The organism is Paraburkholderia sp. DHOC27, assembly GCF_003429005.1.
Taxonomy (GTDB): Bacteria; Pseudomonadota; Gammaproteobacteria; order Burkholderiales; family Burkholderiaceae; genus Paraburkholderia.
Genome location: NZ_QVQV01000001.1, coordinates 157,371 through 173,411, shown reverse-complemented (window position 1 = coordinate 173,411; position 16,041 = coordinate 157,371). Strand labels below are relative to the sequence as shown.

Genomic DNA, 16,041 nt, shown 5'->3' with positions numbered 1-16,041 from the left:
CTGCGTCATCAATATCGTGCTCGGAGAGGCGCGGTTCACACCGCTGGATACGCCTCCAGAAAGCGGATTTCCTTCTCTTCGCCCATCAACAGTCCCCGGTTCAAATCCGCTGCGGTGCGCAGATAGTCCCACAGAGACGTGATCCTGCGCAGCTTGCGCAATTCTTCGCGGCAGCATAGCCAGAAGTGTCGCGTCACCACCACTTCATCCGGCAGGATGGGCACGAGCAACGGATTCGTTTCCGCCATGAAGCACGGCAGAATCGTCAGCGCATTGCCCTGCAGCGCAGCGTGATATTGCGCAATCACGCTCGTGCTGCTCAGGTTGGCCGTGGCGCCGGGAATGGTGCGGTCCAGATAAAGCAGTTCGCGACTGAACGCCAGATCGGCGACGTAGCTGATGAACGCGTGGTCGCGCAGATCGGCCACTGTTTTCACGGGACCATGCCGCTCCAGATAACTTCGGGTTCCGTAGAGTTTGAGCCGGTAATCACACAGTTTCGTATAGACGTACTGCCCGCGTTCGGGCCGCTCCAGCATGATGGCGAGGTCCGCTTCGCGCTTGGAAAGGCTCACGAAATGCGGCACGGGCAGCAAGTCGATCGAGATGTCCGGATGCTGTCCCATGAAGCGCGCCAGTTGGGGCGCCAGAAAAAAGCAGCCAAATCCCTCCGTCGATCCCACTCGCACATGACCCGACAGCGAATGCGCGCCGCCTGTGAACTGCTCGGCGGCGGACTGCACCGTGGTTTCCACGGCATCTGCGTAGGCGAGGAGGCGCTGGCCGTCCGTGGTCAGCACGAAGCCGTCGGCGCGTGACTTGTCGAACAGCACCGTGCCAAGAGCCGTCTCCAGTTCTCTCACGCGCCGCGCGACGGTGGTGTGATCCACGCCGAGGCGCCTGGCGGCGCCGCTCGCGCGTTGAGTACGCGCCACTTCGAGGAAGTAGCGCAGGTCGTCCCAGTTGACGCTTTGCATCGAGTCTCCGGTCTCATGCCCCTCGGCGGGTGCTTGTGTTTTTTTGCATATCCGATGGGCTTTTTCATGTCTATGCCGTGGATATTCGAATAACTATACTCGGTTGCAAGCTGGCGGAACAACCGCGGCTGCGGACGCCCGCGCAATGCGCCGGGCCCCACGCCTACAAAAACACCGGAGACACAGGATGCAAAAGCAATCGACCCCCAGCGGGGCGGCTGTTGCCGCACCAGTTCCAAAACGCGCCAGGGACTACCTGATTGCGGGTTGGGCCAGCATGGCCGGCACCACGATCGAGTGGTACGACTTCTTCCTGTACGGCACGGCCGCCGCACTCGTCTTCAACAAGATTTTCTTCCCCACGCTCGACCCCATTCTCGGCACGCTCGCCGCCTTCGCCACATATGGTGTGGGCTTTATCGGCCGGCCGATGGGCGGCATCGTGTTCGGCCACTTCGGCGACCGCGTCGGGCGCAAGTCAATGCTGCTCTTTACGCTGCTGCTGATGGGCATTCCGAGCATGGTGATCGGCCTGATCCCGTCGTATCAGAGCATTGGTTACTGGGCTGCGGGCCTGCTGGTTGCCATGCGCTTTCTGCAGGGCATGGCAGTGGGCGGCGAGTGGGGCGGGGCCGTGTTGATGGCCGTGGAGCACGCGCCGCCTGGCCGCAAAGGCTTCTTTGGCAGCCTGCCGCAAACGGGGGTGGGTTTCGGCCTGATCCTGTCGTCGCTGGCCATGGCCGCGGTGACGGCACTGCCCGAAGCGGACCTGCTCGCCTGGGGCTGGCGCATTCCGTTTATCGCCAGCATCGTGCTGGTTGTGATTGGCTATGTGATCCGCGTACGTGTGCCCGAATCGCCGGACTTCGAGCGGGTGAAGGCACTCGGTGAGCCCGTCAAGGCGCCGATACTCGCCGTCATGCGTCGCCATCCGCGTGAGCTGTTGATCATTCTCGGCGCGCGCACGGCGGAGAATACCTGGTTCTATCTGGTCGTGGCGTTCGCGCTGGCCTACGCAGCGAATCAGCTGAAGGTGCCGAAGCCCGATATCCTGCACGCCATCACTGCCGGGGCCGTGCTGTCGCTCTTCACCATGCCGTTTTGCGGTTATCTGAGCGATCGCATCGGTCAACGCCGTCTGTTTCTGATCGGCCTCGTCATCATGTGCGCGTTCGCGGCGCCGTTCTTCGCGATGCTGGCAACGCGCCATCCCGTCACGGTATGGTGGGCAATGGTGCTCGGCGTGGGCGTGGTGTTTCCGATTCTGTATGCGCCGGAGTCGCAGTTGTTCGCTTCGCAGTTTCCCGCTGAGATTCGTTACAGCGGTATTTCGTTGTCCGTACAGATTGCTGGCGTGCTCGGCGGCGGCGTCGCGCCGATCATCGCCACGGCACTACTGGCCGCAGGCGGCGGCAATCCGCATTACGTGGTGGGCTATATGGTGGTGCTGGGCATCGTGGCGTTGTTCTGCACGCTGTTGATGCGCCCCGACGCCTACGCCGACGCGCAAGCCGCACAGCCGGGCCTGTCTCCTTCTTCGATCCAAACCAGGTGAGTGAATCATGAATGCCGTTACAAAAGCATCCCAAGCCTCCCAAGCCAGCGTGAGCACAGTCAAGCTGCTGATCAACGGCGAGTTCGTGGAATCGAATACGCGTGAATGGCGCGATATCGTCAATCCGGCTACCCAGGAAGTGCTGGCGCGTGTGCCGTTTGCGACGCTGGACGAAGTGGACGCCGCTATCCGCTCGGCGCACGCTGCTTTCGCCACCTGGAAAAACACGCCGGTTGGCGCCCGCATGCGCATCATGCTGAAGTTCCAGGCGCTGATTCGCGAGCACATGCCGCGCATTGCAAAGACGCTCACCGCCGAGCAAGGCAAGACCTTGCCGGATGCCGAGGGCGACATCTTCCGCGGTCTGGAAGTGGTCGAGCATGCGTGCTCGATCGGCACGCTGCAACAGGGCGAATTCGCGGAGAACGTGGCGGGCAGCGTGGATACCTACACGTTGCGCCAGCCCATCGGCGTCTGCGCCGGTATCACGCCGTTCAATTTTCCCGCGATGATTCCGCTGTGGATGTTCCCCATGGCCATCGTGTGCGGCAATACGTTCGTGCTGAAACCGTCCGAGCAGGACCCGCTCTCGACCATGCAACTGGTCGAACTGGCACTCGAAGCCGGCGTGCCGAAGGGCGTGCTGAACGTGGTGCACGGCGGCAAGGAAGTGGTGGACGCGCTGTGCACGCACGAACTGGTGAAGGCGATTTCGTTCGTCGGATCGACGGCGGTAGGCACGCACGTCTATCGCCTGGGCAGTGAGCACGGCAAGCGCGTGCAGTCGATGATGGGCGCGAAAAATCACGCCGTCGTGCTGCCGGACGCCAACCGCGAGCAGACGCTCAACGCGCTCGCCGGCGCGGGTTTTGGCGCCGCGGGGCAACGTTGCATGGCGACTTCGGTGGTGGTGCTGGTGGGTGCGTCGCAGCAATGGTTGCCCGATCTGGTCGCCAAGGCGAAGACGCTGAAGGTCAACGCGGGCCACGAAGCCGGCACGGATATCGGCCCGGTGGTTTCGCGTGCCGCGAAACAGCGTATCCTCGGTCTGATCGAAGCCGGTGTGAAAGAAGGTGCGACGCTCGCGCTGGATGGCCGCGACATCGAGGTGCCCAACTACGCAGACGGCAACTTCATTGGCCCGACGGTGTTCACCGACGTCACGACCGATATGGAGATTTACCGCACCGAAATCTTCGGACCGGTGCTGGTGGTGCTGAGCGTGCCTACGCTGGACGAGGCCATCGCCCTGGTGAACCGCAATCCGTTTGGCAACGGCGTGGGGCTGTTCACGCAAAGCGGGGCGGCGGCGCGCAAATTTCAGAGCGAGATCGACATCGGTCAGGTGGGAATCAACATTCCCATTCCCGTGCCGGTGCCGTTTTTCAGCTTTACGGGTTCGCGCGGTTCCAAACTCGGTGACCTCGGCCCATACGGCAAGCAGGTGGTGCAGTTTTATACGCAGACCAAAACAGTCACGGCTCGCTGGTTCGACGACGCCACCGTCAGCGACGGCGTCAACACCACGATCAGCCTGCGCTAGACAAACGGCCTTCAGCCAGGAAGGGGAGACGAATCATGAAGATCGGTTTTATCGGACTCGGCAACATGGGTGCGCCCATGGCGCACAACCTGCTCAAAGCTGGCCACACAGTCAACGTGTTCGATCTGAACGCAGAGGCCCTGAAGGCGCTGGCCGAAGCCGGCGCCAAAACCGCGGCCTCGCCGAAAGCCGCGGTGACGGATGTGGAATGCGTAATCACGATGCTGCCCGCAGCGGCCCATGTGCGTAGCGTGCTGACCGCCGACGATGGCGTGCTGGCCGGTATCGCGAAGGGCGTGACCATCATTGATTCGAGCACCATCGATCCCGCCAGCGTCAAAGCGTTCGCCGAACTCGCCGCGCGCAACGGCAACGCGTTTGTCGACGCGCCGGTTTCGGGCGGCACGGGTGGCGCGGCGGCCGGCACGCTGACCTTCATGGTGGGCGGCAGCGCGAGCGCGTATGAACAGGTCAAGCCGGTGCTCTCGGCAATGGGCAAGAACATCGTCCATTGCGGCGACACCGGCACGGGGCAGGTGGCGAAGATCTGCAACAACCTCGTGCTTGGGATCACGATGGCGGGCGTCGCCGAGGCCATGTCGCTCGGCGCGGCGCTGGGCATCGACCCGAAGGTATTGGGTGGCATCATCAATACCTCGACGGGCCGCTGCTGGAGTTCGGATACCTATAATCCGTTCCCGGGTGTGATCGAAACGGCACCGTCCACGCGGGGTTACACGGGTGGCTTTGGCACGGATCTGATGCTCAAGGACCTTGGACTCGCCACGGACGCGGCGAGGCTGGCGCGCCAACCGGTCTACCTCGGCGCGCTCGCGCAGCAGCTCTATCAGGCCATGAGCGTGAAAGGCGCGGGGCGGCTCGATTTTTCGGCGGTCATCAAGCTGTACCGTACTGAGGAAAGCTGAAGGTTATCGTGTGGAAATGGTTGAACGCAAACGGCCGGGTTGCCCCGGCCGTTTGCGTTTTTGCGTGCAGAAAACGCCGCACGCGTGACCTGCCGCGAAAACTGCCGCGTAACTTAGCGCAGACCACCGCTCGTCAAGAACTGTTCGCCGGTGAGCCAGCCCGCGTCATCCGATGCCAGGAACACGGCCACCTTGGCGATATCTTCCGGTTGACCCAGACGTCCGAGCGGCGTTTGAGCGACGACCTGGGTCGCCATTTCCGACTCGATGATGCCGGCCGTTTCCGTGCCTTCGGTGACGATCATGCCGGGGTTGATCGTGTTGACGCGAATCTTCTTCGCGCCGAGTTCACGGGCGAGCACACCCGTGATGGCATCGACGGCACCCTTGGTGCCCGAGTACACGGCGCTGCCCGGGGGCGTGATACGGCTCACCACCGAACCCACGTTGATGATGCTGGCGCCTTCGCCCAGATGCTTCGCCGCAGCCTGCGTGGTCAACAGCAGACCCAGCACGTTGACGTTGAACTGCTTGTGGAAATGCGCTTCCGTGATTTCCTCGATCGGCGCGAATTCGTAAACGCCTGAGTTATTCACGAGAATGTCGAGGCGGCCATAGGTTTCAATCGCGGCGTCGATGATGCCTTGCGCGTCCGCGGCTTTCGACACATCGCCTTGCACCGCGCTTGCCTTGCCGCCCGCTGCGGTGATCGACGCGACTACCGCGTCGGCGCCTGCCCGGCTGCTTGCGTAGTTCACGACCACCGACGCGCCTTCCGCGGCCAACGCCTTGGCGATAGCTGCGCCAATGCCTTTCGATGCACCCGTAACGACCGCAACCTTGCCTGCGAGCTTGCTCATGATGGTTTCCTTAGACGGTTCAGGTATCGGAGCAGGCGGGGACGATCCCGCGCGCTGCGTGTCCGATGCGACTGGAAGCACTGTAGTGAATCGACGGCGCAAAATAATCGCCTTCGCGACGAATACATTTGCCGTTTTATCTAAACAATCGAGGTCTGGTGTGCGCCGTTATGTGGACGCCCGCAGATCAAGTTCGAGAAACTGGGTACCCTGCACCGGATTGAATACGTAGGCAGGAATGGGCCTGAAGCCAAGTGATGCATACAACGCTTGAGCGGCCTGCATGCTGGGCAGTGTATCAAGCCGCATGCGGGCATAGCCGGCTGCGCGTGCAATCTGGACAATCTGCACGGCGAGGCGCCGGCCGAGTTGCTGCCCACGTCCCTCAGGTCGCACATACAGGCGCTTCATTTCGCAGATTGCGTCGTCATCCAGCGGACGCAGCGCAACGCAACCGAGTGTAACGCCGGCGTCCGAAGCAAGCAGCACGCAGCCGCGTGGCGCGGCGTATTTGCCGGGCAGCGCTGCCAGTTCTGCTTCGAAGTTCTGAAAGCTCAGGTCGATCTCGAGGCTCGCGGCGTACTCGCGGAAGATAGCCTGGACCTCGTCGAGTTGCTGGGGAAATCGTGCTGCGTCGATCTCTGTCATCTTGCGGATTTCCTGCCATGCTGGCAAATCACCTCAACCTCGTTCGCAGCGGCGAACTGCACGAGGTTGCGAGTTTCGTGTTAAAAAACCGGGGTTCGTCCTTCGATGCGGTGCGGGGCGAAGCAGCCGTGCCCTCATCAATCACTCGTATGAGAAGGATTCGATGTCCGATCGTTCACTGCTTTCCACGAACGCGCGCCCGTGGCGCACGTGGCATACGTCGAGAAGCTGGCTCGCCGCCGCGATGGTCGCCGCGCTCGCGGCTTGCGCCTCGGTCCAGCCTGGCGCGAACAACGCCAGTGCGCCCGCTGCCGTTCAATCCGCCGATGGCCCGCTCGCCGTCCCGCCTAACCTCGTTGCGTTGACGCAGCCTGAAGGGCAAACGCGCCTGTTGACGGCCGCCAACAAGCAGTCTTACTGGGCACTTGCACAGTACTTCGAAACGCAGAAAAACCAGGCATATTGTTCCGTGGCGAGTTCGGTGATGGCGCTCAACGCGCTCGGCATCCGCCGGCCTGAATCGACGCTCTATCCCGACTTTCCGTATTTTTCGCAGGAAGACTTCTTTCGCAACGTCGATCCGCAAGTGGCCACGGCAGCGCGCGTTTCGCGTGAAGGCATGACGCTCGATCAACTCAGTACAGTCTTGAGCGGCTTCCCGGTTGACGTCAAGAAATATCATGCCGGCGATCTGAGCATAAGCCAGTTTCGCGACCTGATTCGCTCCACGACGGCGCAAAGCTACCGCTTCGCTCTGCTTAACTTTCATCGCGTGGAAATTGGTGAAGAAGGCGGCGGCCACTGGTCGCCGGTGGCCGCATACGATGCCGCCAGCGACAGCGCCCTCGTGCTCGACGTGGCGCGCTACAAGTATCCCGCGGTATGGGTGCCGATCGCGCAGTTGTATGCCAGCTCGCAGGCGGTGGATAACGTCAGCGGCCTTTCACGCGGCGTGGTGGTGGTGAGCAAGCGGGGCAATTGAGTCACCGGGCCTCTACATTAAAGCCCGCTCACCACGGCCGATAATCCGCTCGTGCCCGCGTTGTTGCGCAAGGTCAGCGTTACGTGATGCCGCTGGGCGATGCGCGTGGCAATGGCGAGCCCGAGACCGCTGCCTTGTCCTTGCGCGCCCTCGCCGCGATAAAAGCGGTCTAGCACCCGCGCGAGTTCGTGTTCGGGAATGCCGGGGCCGCTGTCCACCACTTCGAACGACACGCCGCCCGCCGCGCGCCGCAGGATCACGTCCACTTTGCCTTGATCCGGTGTGTGGCGGATCGCGTTGTCGATCAGATTGCTGAGCAGCACGCTCAAGCTGTGCTGTTCCGCGAGGACGGTATACGTGTCGTCGGGCGAGGCGGGTTCGATGCAGACCAGACCGAGATCAATACACTTGGCCTCGGCGATCATCGAAAAATCGCCGACTGCCTGCTCGCCGAGACGGCGCAAACTGACCGGCTTCATCGAGGTAGCCGGCTGCGCATCTTCACGCGCCAGCGTCAGCAGTTGCTGCACCAGATGGATGATGCGGTTCAGGCGTCCTTCCACCCGCTCCAGCGTTTTGCCTTCGGCCTTCAACGTGCCGTCGCGCGCGGCCGATTGCAATTGCAGCTTCATGGCCGTGAGCGGCGAGCGCAATTCGTGCGCGGCGTCGGCCACGAATGTGCGCTGCGCCTGCGACGCCGCACTCAGGCGCTGCAGCAGATCGTTGAGTGAGTCCACCAGCGGGCGGATTTCCACCGGCACGTTGGCGTCCAGACGCAAGGGTTGGAGTGAATCCACCGAGCGCGTGGAAAGCGCGTGCGACAGGCTGCGAATCGGCGCGAGGCCGCGCCCGACCACCAGCAGGACGAGTGCGATCGTAGCCGGCACCATCAGCCAGAGCGGCCACAGCGTGTGCAGCGCGAGATGCCGCGCCAGATCTTCGCGCACGGAAAACGGCTGCGCGATCTGAATGAAGCGCTCCGCTTGCTGCAAACCGAACACGCGCCATTGATAGTCGCCGCGTTCGATCGTGCGGATACCCGCGGGATAGCGCCCCAACGCAGGCGCATTGAGCGAGTGATAGACGAGCTGGCCGCTGCGGTCCCAGATCTCGATGACGATGCGGTCGTCTGCAATATCGCCGAAGTCAGGATTGGACTGCGACGCGCTATGGGCACTCGCGAGCGTGGCGGGCAACGAGACCGCCACCGTGCGCAGTTCGTAGTCGAACAGCTCGCTGGCCTCGACACGGGCGGTCTGAAAGATGCCGTAGCCGGCAATGGCCGAAGCGGCCGCGAGACCAAAGATCAGCCAGCCAAGCAACCAGCGCCGGATGGACGTCATTCGCACCTCTTCAGCCGATAACCCACGCCACGGATGGTCACGATCTGCTCCGCGCCGATCTTGCGCCGCAAGCTGTGGACGTGGACTTCAATGGTATTGCTGCCCACTTCGTCGCCCCAGCCATACAGTTTCTCTTCGAGTTCAGCCTTCGTAAACACGCGCGTCGGTTCGTCGATCAACACTTGCAGCAGGGCGAATTCGCGTGGCACCAGCGCGAGCGGTTCACCGCCCTTCGTCACTTCATGCGCGACGGGGTTGAGCGTCAGATCGCCGTGGGTGTAGAGCGGTTGTTTCTGGCCGGTGCGGCGGCGCAGCAGCGCACGCACGCGGGCAGCCAGTTCGTCCAGGTCGAATGGTTTGATGAGGTAGTCGTCGGCGCCGGCGTCGAGTCCGCGAATGCGGGCGTCGACTGCATCGCGCGCGGTAAGAATGATGACAGGCGCGGTGCCGCCGCGCTTGCGATAGGTGTGCAGCACTTCGATTCCGTCCTGCCTCGGCAAGCCGAGGTCGAGCAGCACCAGATCATAGACATCGTTGTCCAGCGACAGCTCCGCCGCGCGGCCGTCCTCCGCCCAATCGACCGCGTAGCCGGCGCGCCGCATCGACTCGAGCACCGTCTCCGCGATCATCTCATCGTCTTCCACCAGCAGCAGGCGCATGGTCGCAATCTCCCCGTTTATACGGCGCTATTGTCGTTCGCAGCAGCTTAACGCGTGCTTAAGGTTCCCATCAGCTTGGACCGGTACGATTGTTGCGTCCAGCCCCTAGGCGCACATTCGCGCTGTCGCTGAACGAGCAAGGTAAATGAAAGCACCGTCGATGCAGACTCCCACATGCTTCCATCAGGTTGCGGCCATCAAATCGTCCACCGTGGACATGCTGCGCGCTTATTTGATCACAGCGGCGCTTGCTGCCATGTCAATTCAGGTGGCCGCGCTCGTCGCGATGGACGTGTTCGGAGTTTCCGAGCAGTTTTTCACTTCCTCCCTGTTTCGCATGTGCGCGGCCGTTGTCGTTGCCGCTGCCGTGCTGATCGTGAAGCACGTTGCGAATGTCGTGTATTGCTCGGCCGTGGCGCATCGCTACGCGACGCTCAAGGGGGCCAACGGCCAGCGCGTGGCGGTGTCACTGGCCTGTCCGGTGCGTGCGCTGGTGATTTTGCATTTGCGGTTCGAGCGCCGCCGCTTCGAACTGGCGGGCGCCCACGCGAACACGTAGGCAAAGGCCCGCGCCACGGCTCACGAGGCGCGCAGCGAACAAACGTTAAAAACACCAAAGCGCGTCATGCGCAGGCACATTGGCCTGAACATGACGCGCTTTCATTTTGCTGACGATCGGCTTTAAACCCGGCCTTAAACCGGCCTTAACCTGGCGTTGCCCCGCGCTCAAACCGTCTTGAGCATGCGCGGGCGGGGTTCGCTGACATGCGCAGAATCTGCCGCGCTGCTGGTGGCGGTGGTGCCGGCCGCCTCACGCATGGACAGATACCGCAGACAGCACACGCGCAAGAACGAAGCAAAATTGGTCGGCATTTCGCCGCGCAGCGCGATCAGTTCGTCGTAAAGCTTCACCGCGAACTGGCTGGTGGTCATGCTTTCGCGCCCGGCTATTTCATGTAGCACGTCCCAGAACAGATTTTCCAGCCGCACGGTGGTGATGACACCGTGAATGCGCAGCGAACGCGTACGCGATTCGTAAAGAATCGGATCGGCATTAATGTAAATCCCACACATGGGTTGGTATCCTTTTCACGGTTCAGACCGCGCGTTTGCTCATTTGCGCGGAAATGTAGTCGGCCTGCCGGATCGCCAGCGTCACGATAGTCAGGGTGGGATTTTCAGCCGCGCCGGTGGTGAACTGGCTGCCGTCGGAAATGAACAGGTTCGGCATGTCGTGCGTCTGTCCGAAACTGTTGCATACGCCGTCGTCGGCATCGGCGCTCATCCGGCACGTCCCCAGATTATGCGTGGACGGATAGGGCGGCACGCGGTACACCTTCTTCGCACCCGCCGCCGCATACACAGCGGAACCTTGCTGGAACGCGTGTTCACGCATCGCTTCATCGTTCGGGTGGTCGTCGAAATGCACGTTGGCCACCGGCTCGCCATACTGATCCTTCACGTCGCTATTGAGCGTGATGCGATTGGTGGCGCGCGGCATGTCCTCACCTACGATCCACATGCCGGCGGTGTACGCGTATTCGTCCATTGCCTGGGTGAATTGCGGACCCCATGCGCCGGGGTCGAGAAACGCGGCATAGAACGGCAAGCCGAGCGAAATCGTTTCCATATGGTAGCCACCCGCAAAACCGCGCTGCGGATTGAAAACCGCTTCGTCCTCGATGATCCCGGCCATCGTGGTGCCTTTGAACATCTCGACCTTGTCGTCGAACACTGCGTACACCGAGCCCGTGGTATGGCGCATGTAGTTGCGCCCCACCTGTCCCGACGAATTCGCAAGGCCGTTGCTGAATTTGCCTGAATGCGAGTTGAGCAGGAGGCGCGGCGTTTCGATCGAATTACCTGCCACGGCGACGAGGCGCGCCTTCTGGCGTTGCAGCTTGCCTTCGCTGTCGTAGTAGACCACTTCTTTGGCCCTGCCGCGCGCATCGTGCTCGATGCGTACTACCTGCGCCTGGGTGCGCAGTTCCATATGACCGGTAGCCTGAGCACGCGGCAATTCGGTGTAGAGCGTCGACCATTTTGCGCCGGTGCGGCAGCCCTGGAAGCAGAAGCCGCGCTGGAAGCAGTGGCTGCGATCGTCGCGCACGACGCTGTTGATCGCCATATGGCCGGTGTTGCATTCCTTGTAACCCACCTTCGTCGCGCCCGCGGACATCACCTTGAAGTTGTTGTTGCCAGGCAGACCCGGCAAACCATTGGTGCGCGTCACGCCCATTTTCTTTTCGGCGCGGTCGTAATACGGGTCGAGGTCCTCGCGCGTGAGCGGCCAGTCCATCAAGGAGGCGTCCTTGATGTCGCCGTAGGTGGTTTTGGCTTTGAATTCATGGGGCTGAATACGCAGACTCGCCCCGGCCCAATGCGTCGTCGTGCCGCCCACGGTCTTGCAGATCCATGCAGGAAGATTGGGAAAGTCCTGCGCGACGCGCCAGGTGCCAGAGGTAGTGCGCTTGTCCGTCCATGAAAGCAGCTGGAACGAGCCCCATTCGTCCGTGACGTAATCACCCTGGGTATGCAGGGCGCCTGCTTCCAGCACGACGACGTTGATGCCCTTTTGCGCCAGTTCGTTCGCCAGCGTGCCACCGCCTGCACCCGAACCGATAATTACGACCACGTGATCATCATTGTGGGAAAACCGCACTTTGTTGTTGTCCTGTTCCATCATTCGTCTCCTGTCCCATGCAACTTAGTGTCTGAGTGTGCTTAGCTATCCGAAGGAATGGGGCCGCTATCGACGGCAGGTGGATTGGGCAACCATGACAGGCTGTTGAATCCCTTGTACAGGTAGCCGCCGTCGCCTTCCGAAGCACCGTAGCCAAAGTGCGTATAGGCAAGCGTGTTGCTGTACAGCGAGACCACGGCGGTACTGCGCACGATATTGAAGAACGGCGTCTTTGCCATCGCAGCCACGTCACGCGCCTGGGCCGCGCTGTCGCGCTTCGCCCAGTTCGAGCCCGCGAGCGCATCCAGTTGCTGTACGCCGCTCGCCAACTGCTGCTGCACGGCGGGGTCTTTGCGCGCTTTGGCATCCAGGTCTTTGACGACGAGTGCGTACACCGCATCATCCAGATTCGGATGTGGATAGACCTGACGCGTGAAGGCGAGAATCACCTCGCCCTGATGGCTGTCGAGACCCTGCAGTTCGACCGCCCACACGCGGCTGGGGGCAAGCGCTGCGAAGATCGACGAGAACGCCAGCGTGCCGGTGAGGATGCCGGTGCCCTTCAGCAACTCGCGGCGGGTCAGCGGTATTTTCATGGCGGCTGAGACGCCGGGATGATCGTGCCCGTGCTCATGGTCATGCTCGTGGTGGTCGTGCATGATGGGGATGACTTTGGTCTGCATGGTTGTCTCCTTGCTGTTGCTCGGTGTGAGCCGAACCGGAAGCGTTGGCCGCTCGTTTGCTGTTTTCTAGTCAGGTGGGTGGCGCAGGCCGGGTGCGCGGTGTACCCGCGTCTTACTGATAATGGCCATAGCGCTCGAGCACCTCGATCTTGTATCCGTCAGGGTCCTGAATGAAGAAGTAGCGGGCTATCAGTTCGCCGTTGTCGTGATGAAATTCGCGCATGTCGTTCGGTGCGAGCCCGAGTTCGAGCAAGCGCTCGCGCTCCTCTTTGGCGTCGTCCACGCAGAAGGCCACGTGGCCGTAACCGTCGCCATGTGAATAGCCGTCGGTGCGTCCGCGATTCCATGTCAATTCGATTTCCGCATCGGCTTCGTCGTTGCGCAGATAGGCGAGTGTGAAGTCGGGGAAGTCGAGCCGGTGCGATACCTCGAAAGCAAACGCGTCGCGGTAGAACTTGAGCGAGCGTTCGAGATCGTTTACCCGGATCATGGTGTGGATGAGTTTCGCCATCTGTGTGCCTCCTCTTTTTGTATTTCAAGTTTAGGTGGCACCTCATGAGCCGAGGTAATGCTCGGCTAAACAGCGCTAGGGGCTTGCCCTATGTTGCGTGCGCGTCGGTCATGCCGTGCGGCGAGGTTCGGGCGTCATACGTGGAGTCCAACTGGTGCGCTTCGCACGGCAGCGTGCGGTGCAACATGCGTTATTGCGCGGCAAGCAGCTTCGGGTTTGCGAGCACATGATCTCGGCGCATGCATTGCGCATTGCAGCGTGAGGCATCTGCAATGGCATTCGTCAGATAAAACCAGCAGCCCCTACCACGCAAATAAACGGCAGCAATAAACTTTTCGGCCGCCGCGCCGTTATACCGGCAAGACACTCGCGCGACGCGACCCCTCTCCATGCAACGACGACTGCACGCTGCTAACCGCACGAAACCTTCGCACCGCGCGCTGATCCTTGTCCCGACGCTCACCGTGCTGGTGCTGGCCGTGTTGTGGGTGACGATCCTGCTGCGTTTGCACGTCGAACGTGCCGCGGTGATGCACGACACGCGCGTGGCCGCGCGTACACTTGCCGACGCGCTCGAAACGCACACGCTGAAGACAATCCACGACGTCGACGAAATCGCTTTGCTGGTGAAATACGGCTATGAAAGCTCGCCGCAAACTTTCGATCTCGCCACCTATCAGCACTACGGACTGATCAGCGCGGACACCGCACTCCAGGTCACGCTGGCGGGCGCGGATGGCCATGTGATCGCTTCGACGATTCCCTTCACCGGCGCGGTGGATCTCAGCGATCGCGAGCACTTTCGCGTGCATCGTCAACACGCCGACGTGGGTCTTTTCATCAGTCAACCGGTTATTGGTCGCATATCGAAGCAATGGTCGGTGCAGGCGACGCGGCGTATCCAGCGTCGTGACGGCAGCTTTGGCGGGGTGGTGATCGTCTCCGAGAACCCCGCTTATCTGACCGATGGCTTTTACAACAGCGCCGCGCTGGGCGATCACGGCATGATCGCGGTCGTGTCCGGGAGAGGCTTCATGCTGTCACGCCGGGCAGGCGAAGCGCCGAGCAAGACCGGCGAAGAGATGCCAGCCAGCTACGTGAGCTTTCACAAGACAGGGCTCGACGACTTCGCCGACCCGATCGACCACGTCGAACGCATCGTAGCGAGCCGTCAACTGGACCGATATGGTTTGACGGTGGTCGCAGGGCTCTCCGTGGAGGAGGCGCTGGACGATTACTTCAGGATGCGCCGTGTCTACGTGATCATGGCAGCGGTAATTTCGGTGGCGCTGGTGGGGCTGTCGGCGTGGATCACGGCGCTGATCAGCAAACTGGTGCAGGGCAAGGACGCGCTGCGGCGTCTATCGCAAACCGATCGCCTCACCGACCTGCCTAACCGTGGCCGGATCATGGACATGCTCGATGCCGCGATCGGTGCGCCGAATGCGGTTGGCAACGTGGCCGCGATTTTCATCGACCTCGATAACTTCAAGGAACTGAACGATACGTTCGGCCATCAATGCGGCGACGAAGTGCTAGTCACCGTGGCGCTGCGTCTGCGCGCGGCCATCACAGGCCGCGGGATGGCCGGCCGCCTGGGCGGCGATGAATTTTTGCTGGTCATTCAGGCGGCAGATGCACGGACGGTGGCCGAGCAAACCGTCGAAGAGGTGAAGGCGGCACTCGCCGCGCCGTTTGGTGCACGCGTTCCAGTGGGTCTGATCGGCGCGAGTTTCGGCGCCGCGGTGCTCGAATCAGGTGACACGTCACGCGACCTGATCCGGCGGGCGGATATGGCCATGTATCAGGCCAAGGCGCAAGCCCAGGCTTGCCGCTCGCAGAAGGCGGCCGGGGAGAAGCAGACGAGAAAACAGGCGGCGCCGCGCAATGATCCGCTGCAGCCCGCCTGATTCTGTTCGCTGAGGTGCGCGACGTGGAAGTCGCAACCTGATCTTGCACTTGCTTTAACCACACTTCCTACGCCAAACAACACCGTTGCGTTGCGCCGCTGCGTCTGCGCAGTGGCCGGCATTTAGCCGCCTGCGTAGATGTTGCAGAAGCTGACCGGACCTACGCACGTCGATTGCGCAGCGCTATGCACGCGTCCACCCGCAGCCGACGAACCATTCAGGGGCGTGCCGCCCACAGCGTCGCGATTCATATTGTCTTGCGCAGCGATCTTCGCTTCAGCGGCCTGGATGTCAGCCGGGTAAGCCGGATCGGCGCCGCTCGACGGGTTGTAGCCGGCTTGCTCGACGCGGATCAGATCGGCACGAACCTGCGCACGGGTAACTTCCTGAGCGGAGGCGCTGGTGACGGCTGCAGCCGAGGCGATGAGGATCGTCGAAAGGGCGAGAACGAATTTGGTGTTCATGATGGATTCCTAACTAATAAAAAATCTGGTTGGCCGAAATGGCACTGCAAAGATCCGTCGTTCAAGTCTGCCTGCTTCCAGGGGCTTGCCTTTGAACTTGCGTTCGCCAGCGCGGCAGGTCAGTTTGTTTCGCGTCTACATTGGGGCAAACACAGCGGTGCGCCGGTTATTCCAACTTTTTTTCGCGAATTTTTTCGACTCCGGGGAAACGGCTCGTTTGGGGCCTTCGTGGGACCCGCTTGAAGCCCGCCTGAAGCCCGCTTGAAGCCCGCTTGGCTGGAGTGACGCTATGTTCGC

At 61.7% G+C, this 16,041-nt stretch carries 16 protein-coding genes; 6 read left to right on the top strand and 10 right to left on the bottom strand.

The window, feature by feature from the left end; all coding sequences use genetic code 11:
- Nucleotides 1-35: 35 nt before the first annotated feature.
- On the bottom strand, nucleotides 36-977 hold the full coding sequence (locus D0B32_RS00695; RefSeq protein WP_117331770.1) for a LysR family transcriptional regulator: 942 nt from the start codon (nucleotides 975-977) through the stop codon (nucleotides 36-38).
- Between the two features lie 187 nt (nucleotides 978-1,164).
- On the opposite strand from D0B32_RS00695, the gene D0B32_RS00690 reads away from it, so the two are divergent.
- Genes D0B32_RS00690 through mmsB form a run of 3 tightly spaced genes read left to right on the top strand, consistent with a single transcriptional unit; the run spans nucleotide 1,165 to nucleotide 5,001 of the window.
- On the top strand, nucleotides 1,165-2,532 hold the full coding sequence (locus tag D0B32_RS00690) for an MFS transporter (RefSeq protein WP_117331769.1): 1,368 nt from the start codon (nucleotides 1,165-1,167) through the stop codon (nucleotides 2,530-2,532).
- Nucleotides 2,533-2,539: 7 nt separating this feature from the next.
- Nucleotides 2,540-4,075: a CoA-acylating methylmalonate-semialdehyde dehydrogenase gene (locus D0B32_RS00685; RefSeq protein WP_117331768.1), complete on the top strand. Its 1,536-nt coding sequence runs from the start codon at nucleotides 2,540-2,542 to the stop codon at nucleotides 4,073-4,075.
- Nucleotides 4,076-4,110: 35 nt separating this feature from the next.
- Entirely contained in the window at nucleotides 4,111-5,001 is an 891-nt protein-coding gene (mmsB, locus tag D0B32_RS00680; protein ID WP_117331767.1) for a 3-hydroxyisobutyrate dehydrogenase, read from the top strand.
- 113 nt (nucleotides 5,002-5,114) lie between these two features.
- Here mmsB and D0B32_RS00675 read toward each other — a convergent pair whose 3' ends face one another.
- Together D0B32_RS00675 and D0B32_RS00670 are read right to left on the bottom strand one after the other, a co-directional pair.
- Complete coding sequence (locus tag D0B32_RS00675) at nucleotides 5,115-5,861, bottom strand: glucose 1-dehydrogenase (protein ID WP_117331766.1); 747 nt, start codon at nucleotides 5,859-5,861, stop codon at nucleotides 5,115-5,117.
- 168 nt (nucleotides 5,862-6,029) lie between these two features.
- Nucleotides 6,030-6,509, bottom strand: coding sequence for a GNAT family N-acetyltransferase (locus D0B32_RS00670; protein WP_117331765.1), 480 nt, complete (start codon nucleotides 6,507-6,509; stop codon nucleotides 6,030-6,032).
- Nucleotides 6,510-6,672: 163 nt separating this feature from the next.
- Here D0B32_RS00670 and D0B32_RS00665 point away from each other — a divergent pair, with 163 nt between their 5' ends.
- Nucleotides 6,673-7,491: a phytochelatin synthase family protein gene (locus D0B32_RS00665; RefSeq protein ID WP_117331764.1), complete on the top strand. Its 819-nt coding sequence runs from the start codon at nucleotides 6,673-6,675 to the stop codon at nucleotides 7,489-7,491.
- A 17-nt stretch (nucleotides 7,492-7,508) separates the two neighbouring features.
- On the opposite strand, the gene D0B32_RS00660 is transcribed toward D0B32_RS00665, so the two are convergent.
- Nucleotides 7,509-8,834: an ATP-binding protein gene (locus D0B32_RS00660; protein ID WP_117331763.1), complete on the bottom strand. Its 1,326-nt coding sequence runs from the start codon at nucleotides 8,832-8,834 to the stop codon at nucleotides 7,509-7,511.
- Nucleotides 8,831-9,493 (bottom strand): response regulator, encoded by a 663-nt coding sequence (locus D0B32_RS00655; protein WP_117331762.1) that lies wholly within the window; start codon nucleotides 9,491-9,493, stop codon nucleotides 8,831-8,833. Before D0B32_RS00655 ends, D0B32_RS00660 begins: the two co-directional genes overlap by 4 nt.
- Before the next feature lie 145 nt (nucleotides 9,494-9,638).
- Here D0B32_RS00655 and D0B32_RS00650 point away from each other — a divergent pair, with 145 nt between their 5' ends.
- Nucleotides 9,639-10,052, top strand: a complete 414-nt coding sequence (locus D0B32_RS00650) for a hypothetical protein (RefSeq protein ID WP_117331761.1) — start codon at nucleotides 9,639-9,641, stop codon at nucleotides 10,050-10,052.
- A 167-nt stretch (nucleotides 10,053-10,219) separates the two neighbouring features.
- Here the strand turns inward: D0B32_RS00650 and D0B32_RS00645 are convergent, their stop codons facing one another.
- From D0B32_RS00645 to D0B32_RS00630, 4 genes are all read right to left on the bottom strand, one after another.
- The gene (locus tag D0B32_RS00645; protein ID WP_117331760.1) at nucleotides 10,220-10,567 is read right to left on the bottom strand and encodes a ribbon-helix-helix domain-containing protein; all 348 of its coding nucleotides are present in this window, start codon (nucleotides 10,565-10,567) and stop codon (nucleotides 10,220-10,222) included.
- 22 nt (nucleotides 10,568-10,589) lie between these two features.
- Complete coding sequence (locus D0B32_RS00640; protein ID WP_117331759.1) at nucleotides 10,590-12,176, bottom strand: GMC family oxidoreductase; 1,587 nt, start codon at nucleotides 12,174-12,176, stop codon at nucleotides 10,590-10,592.
- 41 nt (nucleotides 12,177-12,217) lie between these two features.
- On the bottom strand, nucleotides 12,218-12,859 hold the full coding sequence (locus D0B32_RS00635) for a twin-arginine translocation signal domain-containing protein (RefSeq protein ID WP_117331758.1): 642 nt from the start codon (nucleotides 12,857-12,859) through the stop codon (nucleotides 12,218-12,220).
- A gap of 112 nt (nucleotides 12,860-12,971) precedes the next feature.
- Nucleotides 12,972-13,370, bottom strand: a complete 399-nt coding sequence (locus D0B32_RS00630; protein ID WP_117331757.1) for a VOC family protein — start codon at nucleotides 13,368-13,370, stop codon at nucleotides 12,972-12,974.
- A gap of 389 nt (nucleotides 13,371-13,759) precedes the next feature.
- Between D0B32_RS00630 and D0B32_RS00625 the strand changes: the two genes are divergently transcribed.
- Complete coding sequence (locus D0B32_RS00625) at nucleotides 13,760-15,280, top strand: diguanylate cyclase domain-containing protein (protein ID WP_117331756.1); 1,521 nt, start codon at nucleotides 13,760-13,762, stop codon at nucleotides 15,278-15,280.
- Nucleotides 15,281-15,402: 122 nt separating this feature from the next.
- Here D0B32_RS00625 and D0B32_RS00620 read toward each other — a convergent pair whose 3' ends face one another.
- The gene (locus D0B32_RS00620) at nucleotides 15,403-15,744 is read right to left on the bottom strand and encodes a DUF4148 domain-containing protein (RefSeq protein WP_117331755.1); all 342 of its coding nucleotides are present in this window, start codon (nucleotides 15,742-15,744) and stop codon (nucleotides 15,403-15,405) included.
- Between the last annotated feature and the right edge of the window lie 297 nt (nucleotides 15,745-16,041).